We start from the raw sequence: 17,037 nt of genomic DNA, 5'->3' as shown, positions 1-17,037 counted from the left end.
TCAATGCGGATACAGGCCGGTTATGCCGACACGCTCGGGGCGACCTGGGACGGTCGCGGGGTGAACTTCGCGCTGTTCTCGGCTCATGCCGAAAAAGTCGAGTTATGCCTGTTCGACGCCCAGGGGCGTCGCGAGCTTGAGCGTATACCGTTGCCGGAGCGGACCGACGATGTCTGGCATGGCTTCCTGCCTGACGTTTCCCCCGGACAGCTCTACGGGTATCGGGTCCATGGCCCCTATGACCCCTGGCAGGGACACCGCTTCAATCCCTACAAGCTGCTGCTCGATCCCTATGCCAAGCGCGTCGCGGGGCGTCCGGTCTGGAGCGATGCACATTTCGGATACCGCATGGGCAGCCCGCGCGGCGATCTCTCGTTTGACCGGCGCGATAATGCCCGTGGCGCGCTCAAGTCCATGGTCATCGATGACGCCTTTACCTGGGGCAGGGACCGTCCGCCGCGGATTCCCTGGGACCAGACGGTCTTCTACGAGGCCCATGTCAAAGGCCTGACGATCCAGAACGAAGATGTGCCGCCTGCCTGGCGGGGGCTGTTCCGCGGCCTGGCGGCACCCGGGGTCATCGCGCATCTCAGACGTCTGGGGGTGACGTCGCTCGAACTGCTGCCTGTCCACGCCTTCGTCGATGACCGGCAACTGGTGGAACGCGGGCTGAAGAACTACTGGGGTTACAACACCATCGGCTTCTTCGCGCCGGAGCCGCGTTATGGGCCCGACAACACCCCGGCTGCTTTCAAGTCAACGATCGCGCGTCTGCATGATGCCGGGATCGAGGTCATTCTCGATGTCGTGTACAACCACACCGCCGAGGGAAGCCATCTCGGCCCGACGCTGTGTTTCCGCGGTATCGACAATGCCTCCTATTACTGGCTCCGGCACGACAACCGCCGCTATTACGAGGACTACACCGGCTGCGGCAATACGCTGAACCTGACCCAGCCCTATGTCCTGCAGATGGTGATGGATTCCCTCCGCCACTGGGTGGTCAACTACCACATCGACGGTTTCCGCTTCGATCTTGCCACTACGCTGGGCAGGGATGCGAACGGATTCAATCCGAACGCCGCCTTCTTCGCCGCGATCCGCCAGGACCCGGTCCTCTCCAAGATCAAGCTGGTGGCGGAACCGTGGGATCTCGGTCCGGGCGGCTACCAGGTGGGGCGGTACCCGAAAGGCTGGTCGGAGTGGAACGACAAGTTCCGGGAGGCGCAGCGACGCTTCTGGCGCGGCGAAAAAAGCATGATCGGCGAACTGGCACGCCGCATGGTCGGCTCGGACGATCTCTTCAAGCATGGCGGCCAGACGCCGCGCGCCAGCATAAACCACATTACCGTGCATGACGGCTTCACGCTGAACGACCTCGTCAGCCACGAGGAGAAGCACAACGAGCAGAATGGCGAGGGCAATCGCGACGGCAGCGATGAAAATCACAGCCAGAACTGCGGCGTGGAAGGACCGAGCAACGATCCCGTCATCCTGAAGCGTCGCCTGCGGCTGCAGCAGAACCTGATGGCCTGCCTGCTGCTGGCCGAGGGCGTGCCGCTGATCCTCGCCGGCGACGAGGTCAACAACAGCCAGGGCGGCAACAACAACGCCTATTGCCAGGACAATGAAACCGGCTGGACCGACTGGAGCGGACGGGGGGACCCGAAGCGCGATCTCACGCCGATGATCGCGGAACTGATCGCCCTGCGACGGCGTTTTCCCCAGATCGCATCGCAACGCTGGCTGACGGGCGGGCAACCGGGAGAGCCCTATTCTGTCCATTGGCTGAAACCGGATGGCAGTGAAATGGACCAGACCGACTGGCATTTTCCGGCGGCCCGCTTTCTGGCCTACCTGATCGGACCCCGCGAACGCGGCGCGCCGCCCGTGCTCATTGCCATCAACGGCTCGGCCGGCGTCATCGAGCAGGTTCTTCCGGACTGGCCGGGCTTCGGTCGCTGGTCCTGCCTGTTCAGCACCGCGCCGCGCGGCGGCGAACTCCAGAGTGAGGTTTTTGCATGCGGAGAGGCCTTTCCGGCACCGATGCGGTCGGTGTCGCTTCTGGGCGGCGAGCCGTGAGGGAAGCGCGGCACGGGCCGCGGCTGCTGTCCGACGGCGGTGTTGAATTCCGCCTCTGGGCACCGGCTGCGAAACGCGTCGATCTTGTCATCGATAGCCGCAGGGCGCCGATGAAGGCCGATGCCGATGGCTGGTTCTCGCGCACGGAGTCTCATGCAGGCGCCGGCACCCGGTACCAGTTCCGGATCGATGACGAGATCGATGTTCCCGACCCGGCAGCTGCCTTCCAGCCGGATGACGTGAATGGCCCCAGCGAGGTCATCGATCATCGTTACCCATGGCGGACGGAGTCCTGGCGCGGACGCCCCTGGCAGGAATGTGTCTTTCTCGAGTTGCATGTCGGCACCTTCTCGGCAGAGGGTACCTACAGGGGCGTCATCGATCATCTGGATCACCTCGTCGAGACCGGAATCACGGCGATCGAACTGATGCCGCTGTCCGATTTCCCCGGTCGTCGCAACTGGGGTTACGATGGCGTCCTGCCCTATGCTCCGGACAGTGTCTATGGCCGCCCGGAGGACCTGAAGGCGATGATCGATGCGGCGCATGAGCGCGGCCTGATGATCTTCCTGGATGTCGTCTATAACCATTTCGGACCGGAGGGGAATTACCTGCCGCGCTACGCGCCAGCCTTCTTCACCAGGGACCGGATGACGCCCTGGGGCGGCGCGATCGACTACCGGGTTCCGGAAGTCCGCGCCTTCGCCGTGGACAACGCATTGCACTGGCTGGACGACTATCGCTTCGACGGATTGCGGCTCGATGCGGTGCATGCGATCACCGAAGTCGGCGATCCGCCTATCCTCGAGGAAATGAGCCGCGCCGTGGACCGGCTGGCCCGGGAGACCGGCCGCCATATCCATCTCGTGCTCGAGAATGACGACAATGCCGCGCGGCTGCTCGATCCGGGTGGCGATCCCGGGGCAGGGCGGTATCGCGCGCAGTGGAACGACGATTACCACCACGCCTGGCATGTCCTGCTGACCGGGGAAAAGGCGGGCTATTACGGCGACTATGCCGATGCGCCGCGGCGGCATCTGCTGCGCTGTCTGAGCAGCGGCTTTGCCTATCAGGGCGAGCCGTCGCCTCATCGCGGCTCCCTGCCGCGCGGGGAGGACAGTACAAACCTGCCACCTGTTGCTTTCGTCAACTTCCTCCAGAACCACGACCAGATCGGAAACCGCCCTTTCGGAGACCGTCTCGAGACGCTGGCACCCGCCCCCGCCATCGAGGCCGCGCTGGCGATCACGCTGCTGCTGCCGATGCCACCCATGCTCTACATGGGCGAGGAATGGGGTGCGGAGCAGCCATTCCCGTTCTTCTGCGATTTCACCGGCGACCTGGCCAAGGCGGTCGAGGAGGGCCGCAAACGCGAGTTCCAGGACATCTTCGCGCGGTTGCCGCCCGGCAGGACGCTGCCCAATCCGATGCAGATCGAAACATTCAATATGGCCAAGCTCGACTGGGGGGACCTGCGTCAGCCGAAGCATCGTGCCCGCCTCGATTTGGTCCGGCGCCTGCTGACGATACGCCGGCAGCAGATCGTGCCCCGGCTGACTGGCATCGCGGGCCGGCAGGAAGCCGCGCGGGATGATGGCGACGGTGCCGTCGTTGCCAGCTGGCGGCTCGGCGATGGCAGCCGTCTCCATCTCCTGGCCAATCTCGGCGACCGGCCGGCAAGACTCCCCGCCACGCGACGCTCAGGTATGCCGATCTGGGGTACGCCGCCGGCCGCCGATCTCGAACCCTGGTCGGTATTCTGGCAGATCGGGCAGGACTGATGCCGCCCGCGATACCGACCGCCACCTACCGGCTGCAGTTCAGCAAGGATTTCGGCTTCCGGCAGGCTGCAGCGCTGGTGCCGTATCTCAGGGATCTCGGCATCAGCCATGTCTATGCCTCCCCCTTCCTGCAGGCGCGGGAGGGTAGCACGCACGGTTACGACGTGGTCGACCACAACCGGATCGACCCGCAATTCGGCGGCGAGGCAGAATTCGACCGCTTCTGTGGGGCCCTGGCCGAAGCCGGTCTGGGCCTCATCCTCGACTTCGTACCCAATCACATGGGGATCGGCCGCACCGATAATGCCTGGTGGCTCGATGTGCTGGAGTGGGGGCCGGCCTCGCCTTACGCGTTTTTCTTCGACATCGACTGGAGAGCTGCTCCCGGACGCCGCCGCCCGGCGGTGACACTGCCGATCCTGGGCAAGCCCTACGGGCAGGTGCTGGAAGAGGGCGAGCTGAAACTCGCCTTCGATGTCGAGCAGGGCAGCTTCTCTATCCGGTATTTCGAACATCGCCTGCCGGTGCGCCCGGCGGATTATCCGGCCCTGCTCCGGCAGGTGGCAGGCATGGCCGAGCTGCCCGAGCTTCGGCTTTCGCCCCGGGCGCTGCAAACGGACAGGAGCGCGGCGGACAAGCTGAAGGCCGCGCTGGCCGGCATGCCGCGGCTTGCAGCGGCCATGGATTCCGTCCTGTCGGCCTACGATGCCTGCTCCGGTGCTGTCGCGCGGCATCGGTTGCACCGGCTTCTTCTGCGGCAGCATTACATGCCCGCCTACTGGCGCAGTTCGGGCAGCGAGATCAATTACCGCCGTTTCTTCGATATTAACGATCTGGCCGGGCTGCGCATGGAAGATCCGGCGGTCTTTGAAGCAACCCACAGACTGGTCGGCGATCTGATCCGCGCCGGCAGGCTGCAGGGAATCCGCCTCGATCATGTGGATGGCCTGTATGACCCGGTCGGTTATTGCAGAATGCTGGGGGATCACGCCGTGCAATGCGGTGCGCCGTCCGATTTCTACATCGTGATCGAGAAAATCCTCGGCAGGGACGAGGCGCTGCCGCAGTTTCCATCCGTTGCCGGCACCACGGGCTATGAATGGATGAATGCCATTGCACGGCTGTTCGTTTCGGATGACGGCCTGACGCGGCTGGACACAGCCTGGCGTGCCTTCACCGGCCAGCAAGCCTCTTATGAGGACATCGAGCAGAGCGCAAAAGCCGAGGTGATCGCCACGATGTTTGCCGGCGAGCTCGCCACCCTTGTGCGGCTTCTGCGCCGCATCGCGGCCGGCCATGCACGCAGCCAGGACTTCACGGCCGAACAGCTCCGTTCCGCACTTCTCGCCTATGTCCGGGCGCTGCCGGTCTACCGGACTTATGTGACGCCGGAAAATGGCGCCTCCGATCAGGATCGGGCGATCATCCGGAGCGCGATTTCAGCGGCACGAAAGGCAGCGCCGCGGATCGAGTCGGCGTTGTTCGATTTCCTGCAGGACCTTTTCACCCTTGACCTGTTGCAGAAAACGCGCGGCTACAGTCGCCGTCGCATCAGTCGGTTCATCGGAAAGCTGCAGCAGTTCACCGGGCCGGTGATGGCCAAGTCGCTCGAGGATACCTGCTTCTACCGCTATACCCGCCTGATCGGACTGAACGAGGTGGGCGGGCATCCCGATGGCGGCGGGCTCGATGGCTCCGGTTTCCATCGCGCCATGCGGCAGCGTCTGGACCAGCAGCCCCATGGCCTGACCGCAACTGCGACCCATGACATGAAGCGCGGCGAGGATGCCCGGCTGCGCCTTGCCGCCCTGTCGGAGATGGCCGACGAATGGCAGGAGGCCGTGCAACGCTGGCAGCGCTGGAACCAGCCCCTGCTGGGCGATCTGTCCGGGCAGCGCGCCCCTTCGGCGGATCACGAATATCTGCTCTATCAGGCGCTGCTCGGAGCCTGGCCGCTGAAGGATGAGGTTGATTTCGCCGATCGTGCGGTCGCGTATACGGTCAAGGCCATGCGGGAGGGCAAGCAGGAAACCTCATGGCATTACCCGAACGAGGATTATGAGAAGGTCGTCGAAAGCTTTCTGCGGGGGCTTCTCGATCCCGTTCGCTCTCCTGAGTTCAGTGTTGACTTCGCGGACTTTGCCCGCCGGACGTCCCTGCTCGGCGCTCTGAACAGCCTCAGCCAGGTTGCGATCAAGATGATGATGCCTGGCGTTCCGGACGTCTATCAGGGCACCGAGTTCTGGGATCTGTCCTTTGTCGATCCGGATAACCGCAGGCCGGTCGATTACCCCGCGCGGCAGCAGGTGCTGGCGCAGACTCCGAATCCGGACTGGGCGACTCTGGCCGCGGACTGGCCGGATGGCCGGATCAAGCTGCGGCTGCTGGAGACATTGCTGCGGCTTCGCAAACGCCAGCCGGAAATTTTCACTTCAGGAGATTACCAGCCGGTGGACGTCACGGGGACTCGGGCCGGGTCCGTAATCGCCTTCAGCCGCAGCCATGCTGGCCGCACGGTCATCATCGCAGCCGGGCGGCTGCTCGCCGGACTCTCGGAAGGTGGCCGGCAATGGATCCAGGGGGCAGCCTGGGGCGATACGACCATCAACCTGCCTGCGGATGGCGCTTTCGTCGATTGCCTGCAGACTCCGGGCAAGACTCATCGCGGCCATATTGTGCTGGGGGAAGGCTTCGCGCATTTTCCGGTTGGTGTGTTCGTCTCCGGACCCTGACGGTTCAGCTTGCCTTGCGGGTCGTCTTCGATGCCGAGCCGCGATCGGCGGTTTTCACACTCCGCTTGAGCGCTTCGACGAGATCGATGACCTGGGCGCTTCCGGCCGGTTCTTCTTCCTCGACCTGCACCGGCTTCTTGCGCTTCAGCTTGGCGTCGATGAGGTTGCGGACGGCGGCGGTGTAATTGTCCTTGAACTGGCGCGGGTCGAAGGGGGCGCTCTTCCGCTCGATCAGCTCCTTGGCCAGACCCAGCAGCTCGTTGTCCGACGTCCCGGCATCCACATCGGCGAAGAAGGGCGCCGCACTTCTCACCTCGTCGGCAAACCGCAGGGTTTCCAGTAGCAGGCCGTTGCCGCAGGGCTTCAGCGCCGCGACATATTCCCGGCCCCGCATGACGAACTGGCCCAGACCGAGGCGCCCGGAAGAGCGGAGGGCGTCGCGCAGGACGCTGTAGGCTTCCTCGGCGAGATCGCCGTCCGGCACCACATAGTAGGGTCTGTCGAACCAGATCGGATCGATCTCTCCCTGCTTCACGAACTGCACCAGATCGAGTGTCTTCTTGGCCTCGATCTTCAGTGCCTCGACTTCCTCGGGGTCGATCAGGACATAGCTGCCCTTGTTGACCTCAAAACCCTTGACGATTTCGTCCGTGTCCACCGGGCCGATGCCGGGAACGGTCTTCTGGTAGCGGATCCGCTTGCCTGAAGGCTCATGAACCTGGTGGAAGCTGATCTGCGCGCCTGTTTTCGTGGCGGGATACAGACGAACCGGTACCGAGACGAGTGCCAGCCGCAAATTCCCGGTCCAGAGCGGTCGCGCCGATGTCACGCCCTTCTCGCGCGCCGGAGAGCGATTATCGGAGGGCTTCCGACGGGTTTTGGGTTTGGAGCTGCGGGTTGCCGTTTTGCGCTTTGCCATCCGGGATCGGATCCGTGGAGGGAGTTCGGACTGATGACCAAACACGGGCGATCTCACCAGGTTCCCGGAAAACGTGGCTTCGCTGGCTGCGGGACTGCCGCCAAGCACTTGGCAGTGAACAAAGATCGGGGATGCGGGTTGAAGCCCGGATCCGGTCCGCCGGGTCGCAGTGAGCATGGAGTGTTTTCTTGTCTCAGCCGCTGAATTATAGTTGCGCGCCGGCCGATCGCCGCTCAAGCTGTGTCAGGCGCGCTGGTCGCCGCTTCGAACCTTTCCGTATGCCGCAAGGAATTCCGACTGTGAGGCTGGGCAATGGGTGATTCTCGGGACAGAGCCACTGTATTGCGCAAGCGCACGGTCAAGACTGCGGAATCCGCCACCGTCCGTCCGGCTGAAATGGAAGAAGGTTCGCAGGACTGGCTTGGCCGCAGCCTCAAGCAGTTATTCGACAACATCGCCAGCGAACCGATCCCGCAGCGTATTGTCGACAAGCTCAAGGAGCTGGAAGAAAAGGGCTAGTTTCCGGCAGCGGCGTGATCGCCGCAGCCATATACCTTGCATTGTATAGCCCGTCTTCAACACTCGGCGCGCATGCGCCTTTCATATTCTCCGGACACAACTTTATCCCTTGTCATTGCACGACCGTGTAACGACATTGGAAACAATGCTTCGTCAGCACTCCGTCGCAGTTCCCGTTAGTCAGCTTTTCAGTGAAGGATGTTCATGGCATCGAAACCGGATTTCAAGGCGACGCTGCTGGCAGAGATCCCCGCTTTGCGTGCCTGGGCACATTCCCTTTGCCATAACCGTGATCTTGCGGATGATCTGATCCAGGAAACGCTGGCGAAAGCCTGGGCCAACCGGAAGGCGTTCATGCTGGGAACCAGCATGCGGGCCTGGCTCTATACGATTCTGCGCAACACCTATTACAATCTTCTGCGTCAGAAGCGGCGCGAAGTGGCTGATGTCGACGGAAAATATGCCGAAGGACTGGTCGCCCAGCCGGCGCAGCAGGCGCGGCTGGAGCTGCAGGAAGTGGCCGAGGCGTTGCATCGCCTGCCGCTGAAGCAGCGCGAGGTGCTCATCCTGATCGGCGCCAGCGGCCTGTCGTATGAGGAAGCCGCTTCGATCTGCGGCTGCAGCATCGGCACGATCAAAAGCCGACTGTCGCGCGCCAGGCAGGCCATGGCGCTGATGCTCGAGGGCGAGGGGCAGGCGCCCCGCTTTGGACTTGAGGATATGAAGGAAATTTCTCCGGCCGACCTGATCGGCAGCGAGGCCTCCCGGGACAGCTAGGGATCAGATTACAACACCCAGCGTGCCGATCACGAGGCAGAGGAAGGCCAGGTCGCGCGCCCACTTTCCGATTTCGGACATCACTCAGCCTCCGTAAATACTTTCCCGCCGTATCAACCCGGCGGCGCGCCGAAGGTTCCCTGTTGTCAGGCCATGTACTCCCCGCCATTGGGATGCAGCACCTGCCCGGTCATGAAGGCGGCGTCTTCGGAGGCCAGGAAGACGTAACAGGGTGAAATTTCATCCGCTTCGGCGGCGCGGCCCATCGGGTTGCTGTTGCCGAACTTCGCCACCTCTTCGGCACTGAACGAGGCCGGGATCAGCGGCGTCCAGACCGGCCCCGGCGCCACGGCATTCACCCGGATGCCCTGATCGACAAGCGCCTTCGCCATGGAACGGGTGAAGGCGACTATGGCCCCCTTGGTGGAGGCATAGTCGATCAGCACGGGATGGCCATGGAAAGCGGTGATCGACGTCGTGTTGATGATTGCCGCGCCTTTTTTCAGATGCGGCAGTACCGTCTGCGTCAGGAAGAACATCGCAAAGATGTTCGTCCCGAAGGTGGTTTTCAGCTGCGCCTCGTCAATTTCGGTCAGGCTCTTTGCAACATGCTGTTCGGCGGCGTTATTGATCAGGATGTCGATCTTTCCAAAGGTCGACAGGGTTTCCTCGACAATCCTGACGGCGGTATCCCTGCTCGCCAGATCGCCTGACAGGCGCTTGCAACTGCGACCGGTCGCGGAGATAAGGCGTTCTGTCTCCGCGGCATCATCGTGTTCGTCGAGATAGGCAAATGCGATATCGGCACCTTCCTTCGCCATGGCAATCGCCGTCGAGCGCCCGATGCCGCTGTCGCCGCCGGTGATCAGCGCGACCTTTCCTTCGAGTTTGCCGGCTGCCCTGTAGTTCTCCGCCCGATCCTGCGGCCTGGGCCGCATCGGCTTCTCCGAACCGGGCTGTTTGTTCTGCTGCTGCGGCGGTCGTGCCGTCTCTGCCTTGCTCTGTGTCATGCTCGTCCTCCTTGCGTGATCGCTGCAACCCTTCGTCCGTTTTTCCTGTTCCGCGGGACTTTGGAACCGAGGTCTGACCGGCAGGTTGACTCCTCATTCGGCCGGAGGGCCCGGCCGTTACCGTTATGGGAATCGAGGCTCAAATGGAGGCGACGATGGGTTCGCGGCTGATCTCTTCCGAGAAGGTGGAAGGCACCACGGTCTACAATTCCACCGGCGAGAAACTGGGCTCCATCCAGAATGTGATGATCGACAAGCTGACCGGGAAAGTGGCTTACGCCGACATGTCGTTCGGTGGCTTTCTCGGCATCGGCGACCGCCATCATCCGTTGCCTTGGAGCGTGCTGAAATACGACACCGAGAAGGACGGTTATGTCGTCGATCTCGACAAGGAGCGTCTGAAGGGCGCGCCGAACTACGGCGCGGGGGACCGCATGGACTGGGAGGACAGGGCCTGGGGCCAGCAGGTCCATGAATATTACGGCGTGCCACCCTACTGGCTCTAGAACAGCAGGGTTTCTGCCGGAAATACCGCAGGAACCAAAACAGCAGGCCAGTGTTGCTGGCCACATTGCGGCACCCTCCGACCAGGAAAAGGGATGGCATGGCATCGCATCGCATTCTCCGGTTACCGGCGGGGCGCTACCTCTGTCGGGAACTGCTGCGGCGCGATCACCATGCCCGGGCTCCGGATGCGCTGACGCGAGATCCTCCGGTCTGCCGGTCGCCGTGCTGCATATGAGCTGCAGCTACACCCCTTGGCGGCGCGGCACCCGAGATCAGGACTGGGAGGCACATTTCCTGCTGCGCGCCACGAAGGGCGCGCTGATCATCAGCCATGGCGACGGCGTGCAGGTGCGCGATGTCCTCGAGCATCAGTTCGGCAGATGCGTCCATATCGGCTGGCGTCAGCGTCTGCGCGACCCGGCTGGCTGGATCGGGTCCCTGAGCGGTGGCCCCGGCATGCGGGCCGGTAAACCGGAAAGACTGCGCGCATGAGAGTGGCCCTCGTCAACCCCCCCTGGAGTTTCGACGGCAGCATCTATTACGGCTGTCGCTCGCCCCATCTGCCGCTCGAACTGGGATACACCAAGGCGTTGCTGGAGCAGGCCGGCCATGAAGTCCTGCTGCTGGATGGTCATCTGCTCGACCTGACGATGACCCAGACGGCGGAGAGCGTGGGGGCGTTCGAGCCGGATATGACCGTGCTGACCACGGCGCCGACCTACCTGTTCTGGCGCTGCGCTCCCCCGGAACTGCGCGTGCCGGCGGAATTCCTTGCCGCGCTCGCAGGCCGCGGCGGCCGAACCGTGGCGGTGGGACCGCATGGCTCGGCCACGCCCGGATCAACCCTGCGCAGGCTCGGCGTCGGCTGCGTCATCCGCGGCGAGTGCGAGGAAGTCGTACTCGAACTTGCCAATGGCCACGCTCCAGAGAGCCTGCCGGCAGTGTCCTGCCGTGACGGAGCAGGCCATGTCGAGGCGGCTGTTCATGCAACTTCCTTCGCGTCCCATCCGGCCCTCTGCTGGCCGGACGAATGGATCGCGCGCCACCACCACCATCATCACCGCTTCGACCGCGAGCCGGACGGCCCGGGTGCCGAGGTGGAGGCCTCGCGCGGTTGTCCGTACGATTGCAGCTTGACCGATTTCCGCGACAAATACCGCCGCCGCGATCTCGTACCGCTTCTGGAGGAAATCGACGGCCTGATCCGGCAGGGCGTCACCTATCTCTATTTCGTCGACGAGATTTTCCTGCCGCAGAAGGCCCTGCTCGAGGCACTGATCGCGCGGCCCGTCCGGTTTGGCGTGCAGACGTGCATCGATCTCTGGAAGCCTGAACTGCTCGAGCTGCTCGGGCGTGCCGGCTGCGTCTCCATCGAGGCCGGCATCGAAAGCCTGGCGGTGGAGGGGCAGGAACAGCTAGCCAGCTGCCGGCTGGACACCGAGGCCCTTGCCGCCCTGCTGATCAAGGCGCGCCGGCATGTTCCCTTCGTGCAGGCCAATCTGACCGGCAGGGTGCAGGATGACCCGGCCCTGGTCGATTACTGGCGCGACCGGCTGCAGAAATCCGGCGTCTGGGCCAACGAGCCGGCGCCGCTCTATCCCTATCCGAGTTCGCCAGGCTATCGCGCGCTTTGGGGTGAACCCGACGATCATGCCTGGGAACGCGCGCATGAGCATTATCTCGCCGCCTTGCGCGACTTCAGCGATATCCAGGATGAGCGGCTGCTGCCGCTGTCGGTTCTGGAGGAGTCATGCAGCAGCCCGCGCTGGGGCCGCGTCATGTCCTGATGGCGCTGATACGGTGGCCGGCGCCGATATCAGGCTGATCAGGATGCCGGACCAATGAAAAAGCCGCCTGGTGATCCGGGCGGCTTCATCAATCGGCAATTCGACCGAAATTCTTATGCGGCGCCTTCGCGCTGGGCGCGTTTGCGGGCCAGCTTGCGGGCGCGACGAATGGCTTCGGCCTTTTCACGGGCGCGGCGCTCCGACGGCTTCTCGTAATGGCCGCGCAGCTTCATCTCACGGAAGATGCCTTCACGCTGCATCTTCTTCTTCAGCGCCTTCAGGGCCTGATCGACATTGTTATCGCGCACCAGGACTTGCACGTGTGTCCCATCCTTTCGAATTGCCAAGAGAATCTGTCCGGAGCGAGCTCCGGCAAGCCGCGCCTTCTAGCACGGCGATCGGCCTTTGTGAAGCGCGTTTCACGCCTTCCGGCAAGATTCCGGGCCGGTCCCGGAGCGGCTAAGGCCTTGTGGTACTTGGCCTATGACCCGGACCGCCCTAGGCTGGGGCCATGGCAATCCTGAAAATCGCCCGCATGGGGCACCCGGTGCTGGCCCAGCCGGCCGATCCGGTGGCCGATCCGACCGCCCCGGAGATCCGGACCCTGATCCGGGACATGGTGGAAACCATGATCGACGCCCCCGGCCAGGGGCTGGCGGCGCCGCAGGTCCATGTCCCCCTGCGGGTGGCGGTTTTCCTGACCCCGCCGGAAGGCCCTGAGGACAGGCGGGAGCTGGTGACCCTGGTCAATCCGCGCTGGGAGCCGCTGACGGAGGAGAAGGATCTTGCCTGGGAGGGCTGCCTGTCGGTTCCCGGTCTGCGCGGCCTTGTACCGCGCTACACCCGCATCGTCTATGAGGGTACCCTGCCGGACGGCACCCGGCTCGCGCGCGAGGTCGAGGGCTGGCATGCCCGCGTGGTGCAGCACGAACTGGATCACCTGGACGGCATCCTCTATCCGCAGCGCATGACCGACCTGAAGGACTTGGTGTTTGAAACCGAACTGAAGCACCGGGCCGCCCTGCGGCCCGAGGAGGCAGAGGAATGAGCAGCGACACGACGCATCTCCTCAGCGAAAGGCGCGCCCTGCTGGAGGCGATGCTGGTCCATGTGCCGTTTGACGGCTGGAGCCACAAGGCGCTGGCGATGGCGGCAAGGGATTGCGGCTTCGATGCCGGACTGGTATCGCGCGCCTTCCCCGACGGCGCCGTTGCCGTGCTCGATTTCTGGGTGGCGGAAACCGATGCCGCCATGCTGCGCGCGCTGGAAAGCCGCGATCTCGCCGCCATGCGGGTGCCGGAGCGCGTGCGCACCGCGATTCTCACTCGCCTCGAGCTGGTCGCACCGCATCGCGAGGCGGTGCGCCGGGCGCTCAATCTGGAAGCCCTGCCGCAGCATGCGCCGCGTGCGCTGAAGCAGCTTTACCGTACGGTGGACGCGATCTGGTATGCCGCCGGCGACACCGCGACCGACTTCAACTTCTACACCAAGCGGCTGATGCTGGCCGGCGTCTATTCGGCGACGCTGCTGCGCTGGCTGGACGACAAGTCGGAGGGCTTCACCGCCACGGCGGGTTTCCTCGACCGGCGGCTGGCCGACGTGATGCGCATCGAGAAGGCGAAGGGCAGGCTGCGGCGCTTCACCGACCGGCTGGCGCCGCGCGGCTTCCGCCGCGCCTAGGAAGAAACCTCAGACCGACAGGCTGACGAGCTGGCCCGCCTGGGTCGGGCGCTGCGCCGCGTTGGGCGTGCCGTTGGCGTTGTAGTTCACTGCCGAAGGCGAGGAGGACGGCTCGTTATTCGCCGCCTGCCGCTCGCTGGCCTCACGCAGGATCTCGCTCAGCGACTGGGCGTTGCTGCCCGGTGCATTGCCCGTGACCGGCTGGGGCGGCGGCGGATTCTGCGGCGGCTCGGGCTGCTGCACCGCGCCCGGCGTCTGGGTTGCGCCCGGCTGTATCGCGGGCGGGGTCTGCAGCTGCTGCTGGAACTGCTGCACGGACGGATTGTCGGTGCCGGTATCGCCCTGCAGGGAGCGCGGCTGGAAGGGCTGCAGCGCGGCGGCGCCGGCAGAGGAAACGCTGTCGATCAGGGCCATGAGGCTCGCTCCGCCCGGCAGCCCGCAGCCTTCTGGCCGGTGCCGGCAGGACCCGTCATTCTCGGCGGGACGCGGTGATTATTCTGTGACCGAGTATAGGACAGGCGCCGTTTGCCGCCAAGCGGAACAGGGTGAATAAACCCTTACTCCCGGCTGAGCGTCCCGGGGCGACCCGCCGGCGAGAGCCGGGTGACATGGCCCATCTTGCGGCCGGGCCGCGCTTCGGCCTTGCCGTAGAGATGCAGCTTGGCGTCCGGTTCGGCCAGCAGGGCGGGCCAGGTGCCGATCTCGTCGCCAATCAGGTTCTCCATCACGGCGTCGCAGAGCCGGTCGCCGCTGCCCAGCGGCAGGCCGCAGATGGCGCGGATATGCTGCTCGAACTGCGAAGTGACGGCGGCATCCAGCGTCCAGTGGCCGGAATTGTGCACCCGCGGCGCCATCTCGTTGACCAGAATGCGGTCGCCGCAGTCGAACAGCTCGACCGCCAGCACGCCGACATAGTCCAGGCCTTCCGCCAGCGTGGCCGCGATCCGCTCGGCCGCCTCGCGCTGCGCCGGTTCCATCACCGCAGGCGCGAGGGTGCGCCACAGGATGTGGTTGCGATGGATATTCTCCACCGGGCCCCAGGAAACGATGCGGCCATCGGTGCCGCGCGCCAGCACGACCGACAGTTCGCGGCGGAAGGCCACGAACCCTTCCGCGATCAGTGCATCCGACTTCAGCGACGCGAAAGCCTCGGCCGCCTGGTCGGCGCGCTCGATCTTCACCTGGCCCTTGCCGTCATAGCCCATGCGCCGCGTCTTCAGCACCAGCGGCAGGCCGAGGTCGGCGATCGCCGCCTGCAGATCTGCGGGCGAGCCGACGGCGCGGAACGGCGCGGTGCCGATGCCGCGCTCGTTGCAGAAGGTCTTTTCCAGCAGCCGGTCCTGGGTGATGCGCAGCGTCTCGACGCCCGGCCGCACCAGCGCAGTGCGCGCGACCGCCGCCACCGGCTCGACCGGGATGTTCTCGAACTCGTAGGTCACCACGGCGCAGGAGGCCGCGAAGGCCGCCATGGCGGCGGCATCGGTATATTCGGCCCGGGTGCAGCGCGCCGAGACTTCGGCTGCCGGCGGATCGGCATCGGGCGCGAAAATGTGGCAGTGATAGCCGAGCCTGGCCGCCGCGATCGCCAGCATGCGGCCGAGCTGGCCGCCGCCGAGAATGCCGATCATCGAGCCGGGCGCGATCGGCGTCATGGTCATTTTCCGCTGACGGGCTGCAGCTTGACGGATTTCGTCTGCTTCGCCCGCCAGGCCTGCAGGCGCTTCGACAGGGCGGGGTCGTTCAGCGCCAGGATGCTGGCGGCGAGCAGGGCGGCATTGATCGCCCCGGGCTTGCCGACGGCCAGCGCGCCGACCGGCACGCCGCCGGGCATCTGCTGGATGGAGAGCAGCGAGTCGAGGCCCTTGAGGGCGCGGCTTTCCACCGGCACGCCGAGCACCGGCAGATGCGTCATGGCGGCCGCCATGCCCGGCAGATGGGCGGCGCCGCCGGCGCCGGCGATGATCACCTTGATGCCGCGCTCCGCTGCCGTGGTGGCATAATCGTAGAGCCGCTTCGGCGTGCGATGGGCCGAAACGATGCGGTGCTCGGCCGGGATCTTCAGCGCTGCCAGAATCTCGGCGGCATGCTGCATGGTGGCCCAGTCGGACTGGCTGCCCATAATGATGCCGACGAGAGGCGATTTACGGGACGCCATCTGCATGCTCCTGTCGCGGAAAGGCGCGGATTATAGGGAGCGGGTCCCGCCTGTAAAGCGGCCCCCGGCCGGTTAAATCGGCTCGCGGACGGCTCCGCCGCACTGCTTATCGAACTGTAACGCCGGCGGGGCAATTTGCCGCTTGATTCGCCAGCACCATGATTTGTTAATGGTCGGCAGGCTTCACTGGTTCTGAATGGGTGGAGTGCGTCCGGCGGCTGGACCGCCGGTCCTGTCGTGGTGGAGCCATGTTCGGCATGAGAAATGGCCAGGATTGAGGATCGCCGCCCGGTCGGCCTGGGATCCGGCAGCCTGCCTGTGGGCAACGTGGGCGCCGGCGGTGCCGCCGCGCGTCCGCTGCCCGTGGCCGCGACTCAGGGCACGGCCGCCGCTGCGCCGGTTGCCCCGCCGGCCGCCACCGCCACCGTCATGGGCATTCCGGAAACCGAGCTTACGCCGCGGGTGCGTGATGCCATCATGCGGCTGATGGGCGAGGTGGACCAGCTGCGCAACGAGCTGAACCGCACCCGGCACCGCCTCGCCGAACTGGAACGGCTGGCCGACCGCGACACGCTCACGCCGCTTTACAACCGCCGCGCCTTCGTGCGTGAGCTGTCGCGCGCCATGGCCCATGTCGAGCGCTACGGCCGCCCCTCGGCGCTGATCTATTTCGACCTCAACGGCCTGAAGGAGATCAATGACAAGCATGGCCATGCGGCGGGCGATGCGGCGCTGATCCAGGTCGGGCAGATCCTGCTCGACAATACCCGCGAGGTGGACGTGCTGGCCCGCCTCGGCGGCGACGAATACGGCGTGATCCTGAGCGAGACGGACGCGCAGCAGGCGCGCGAGAAGGCCGACATGCTGGCCGAGGCGATTCACCGCCGGCCGCTGCACTGGGAAGGCAAGGTCCTGCCGCTGGATGCCGCCTACGGTGTCTATCCGCTCAAGGCCGGCGAGGATCCCGGCACCGCTTTGGCTGCCGCCGACCAGATGATGTACAACCACAAGCTCGCCCGCCGCGCCGCCCGGGCGTGAGCGACAACCGGCTCCGAAGGCCGCCAGCGACGGCGGTTTTACGCCAACCC

At 65.0% G+C, this 17,037-nt stretch carries 17 protein-coding genes; 11 read left to right on the top strand and 6 right to left on the bottom strand.

What is annotated here, in order from left to right; genetic code table 11:
* The first annotated feature begins 3 nt into the window (after positions 1-3).
* The 3 genes from glgX to treY are packed head-to-tail and all read left to right on the top strand — an operon-like array spanning position 4 to position 6,595.
* On the top strand, positions 4-2,082 hold the full coding sequence (gene glgX / locus VKZ87_RS10600; RefSeq protein WP_324221225.1) for a glycogen debranching protein GlgX: 2,079 nt from the start codon (positions 4-6) through the stop codon (positions 2,080-2,082).
* On the top strand, positions 2,079-3,863 hold the full coding sequence (gene treZ, locus VKZ87_RS10595) for a malto-oligosyltrehalose trehalohydrolase (protein WP_324221224.1): 1,785 nt from the start codon (positions 2,079-2,081) through the stop codon (positions 3,861-3,863). Before glgX ends, treZ begins: the two co-directional genes overlap by 4 nt.
* The gene (gene treY, locus VKZ87_RS10590; RefSeq protein ID WP_324221223.1) at positions 3,863-6,595 is read left to right on the top strand and encodes a malto-oligosyltrehalose synthase; all 2,733 of its coding nucleotides are present in this window, start codon (positions 3,863-3,865) and stop codon (positions 6,593-6,595) included. Before treZ ends, treY begins: the two co-directional genes overlap by 1 nt.
* 4 nt (positions 6,596-6,599) lie before the next feature.
* On the opposite strand, the gene VKZ87_RS10585 is transcribed toward treY, so the two are convergent.
* Positions 6,600-7,424 carry a Ku protein gene (locus tag VKZ87_RS10585; protein WP_324221222.1) on the bottom strand — a complete coding sequence of 275 codons (825 nt, stop codon included), beginning with the start codon at positions 7,422-7,424 and terminating at the stop codon, positions 6,600-6,602.
* A 432-nt stretch (positions 7,425-7,856) separates the two neighbouring features.
* Between VKZ87_RS10585 and VKZ87_RS10580 the strand changes: the two genes are divergently transcribed.
* Together VKZ87_RS10580 and VKZ87_RS10575 are read left to right on the top strand one after the other, a co-directional pair.
* Positions 7,857-8,033, top strand: coding sequence for a NepR family anti-sigma factor (locus VKZ87_RS10580; RefSeq protein WP_324221221.1), 177 nt, complete (start codon positions 7,857-7,859; stop codon positions 8,031-8,033).
* 204 nt (positions 8,034-8,237) lie between these two features.
* On the top strand, positions 8,238-8,810 hold the full coding sequence (locus VKZ87_RS10575) for a sigma-70 family RNA polymerase sigma factor (RefSeq protein WP_324221220.1): 573 nt from the start codon (positions 8,238-8,240) through the stop codon (positions 8,808-8,810).
* A gap of 146 nt (positions 8,811-8,956) precedes the next feature.
* On the opposite strand, the gene VKZ87_RS10570 is transcribed toward VKZ87_RS10575, so the two are convergent.
* Entirely contained in the window at positions 8,957-9,820 is an 864-nt protein-coding gene (locus VKZ87_RS10570) for an SDR family oxidoreductase (protein WP_324221219.1), read from the bottom strand.
* 155 nt (positions 9,821-9,975) lie between these two features.
* Between VKZ87_RS10570 and VKZ87_RS10565 the strand changes: the two genes are divergently transcribed.
* The 3 genes from VKZ87_RS10565 to VKZ87_RS10555 all read left to right on the top strand — a co-directional run bounded on the left by VKZ87_RS10565 (position 9,976) and on the right by VKZ87_RS10555 (position 12,114).
* Complete coding sequence (locus VKZ87_RS10565) at positions 9,976-10,326, top strand: PRC-barrel domain-containing protein (protein WP_324221218.1); 351 nt, start codon at positions 9,976-9,978, stop codon at positions 10,324-10,326.
* 232 nt (positions 10,327-10,558) lie between these two features.
* The gene (locus VKZ87_RS10560) at positions 10,559-10,819 is read left to right on the top strand and encodes a hypothetical protein (protein WP_324221217.1); all 261 of its coding nucleotides are present in this window, start codon (positions 10,559-10,561) and stop codon (positions 10,817-10,819) included.
* On the top strand, positions 10,816-12,114 hold the full coding sequence (locus tag VKZ87_RS10555; protein WP_324221216.1) for a TIGR04295 family B12-binding domain-containing radical SAM protein: 1,299 nt from the start codon (positions 10,816-10,818) through the stop codon (positions 12,112-12,114). Before VKZ87_RS10560 ends, VKZ87_RS10555 begins: the two co-directional genes overlap by 4 nt.
* A 113-nt stretch (positions 12,115-12,227) precedes the next feature.
* Here VKZ87_RS10555 and rpsU read toward each other — a convergent pair whose 3' ends face one another.
* Positions 12,228-12,434 (bottom strand): 30S ribosomal protein S21, encoded by a 207-nt coding sequence (gene rpsU, locus VKZ87_RS10550; RefSeq protein ID WP_324221215.1) that lies wholly within the window; start codon positions 12,432-12,434, stop codon positions 12,228-12,230.
* 191 nt (positions 12,435-12,625) lie between these two features.
* Here rpsU and def point away from each other — a divergent pair, with 191 nt between their 5' ends.
* On the top strand, positions 12,626-13,162 hold the full coding sequence (gene def / locus VKZ87_RS10545; RefSeq protein WP_324221214.1) for a peptide deformylase: 537 nt from the start codon (positions 12,626-12,628) through the stop codon (positions 13,160-13,162).
* Positions 13,159-13,794: a COQ9 family protein gene (locus VKZ87_RS10540; RefSeq protein ID WP_324221213.1), complete on the top strand. Its 636-nt coding sequence runs from the start codon at positions 13,159-13,161 to the stop codon at positions 13,792-13,794. The genes def and VKZ87_RS10540 overlap by 4 nt, the downstream gene beginning before the upstream one ends.
* Positions 13,795-13,803: 9 nt before the next feature.
* On the opposite strand, the gene VKZ87_RS10535 is transcribed toward VKZ87_RS10540, so the two are convergent.
* The 3 genes from VKZ87_RS10535 to purE all read right to left on the bottom strand — a co-directional run bounded on the left by VKZ87_RS10535 (position 13,804) and on the right by purE (position 15,949).
* On the bottom strand, positions 13,804-14,208 hold the full coding sequence (locus tag VKZ87_RS10535; protein WP_324221212.1) for a hypothetical protein: 405 nt from the start codon (positions 14,206-14,208) through the stop codon (positions 13,804-13,806).
* Positions 14,209-14,351: 143 nt separating this feature from the next.
* Positions 14,352-15,446, bottom strand: coding sequence for a 5-(carboxyamino)imidazole ribonucleotide synthase (locus VKZ87_RS10530; protein ID WP_324221211.1), 1,095 nt, complete (start codon positions 15,444-15,446; stop codon positions 14,352-14,354).
* Between the two features lie 2 nt (positions 15,447-15,448).
* The gene (purE, locus tag VKZ87_RS10525) at positions 15,449-15,949 is read right to left on the bottom strand and encodes a 5-(carboxyamino)imidazole ribonucleotide mutase (RefSeq protein ID WP_414655644.1); all 501 of its coding nucleotides are present in this window, start codon (positions 15,947-15,949) and stop codon (positions 15,449-15,451) included.
* Between the two features lie 264 nt (positions 15,950-16,213).
* Here purE and VKZ87_RS10520 point away from each other — a divergent pair, with 264 nt between their 5' ends.
* Positions 16,214-16,987, top strand: coding sequence for a GGDEF domain-containing protein (locus VKZ87_RS10520; RefSeq protein ID WP_324221209.1), 774 nt, complete (start codon positions 16,214-16,216; stop codon positions 16,985-16,987).
* Positions 16,988-17,037 lie beyond the last annotated feature (50 nt).

Source organism: Ferrovibrio sp. (assembly GCF_035304305.1).
In the GTDB taxonomy this organism is placed as follows: domain Bacteria; phylum Pseudomonadota; class Alphaproteobacteria; order Ferrovibrionales; family Ferrovibrionaceae; genus Ferrovibrio.
This window is presented reverse-complemented; position numbering and strand designations above follow the sequence as displayed.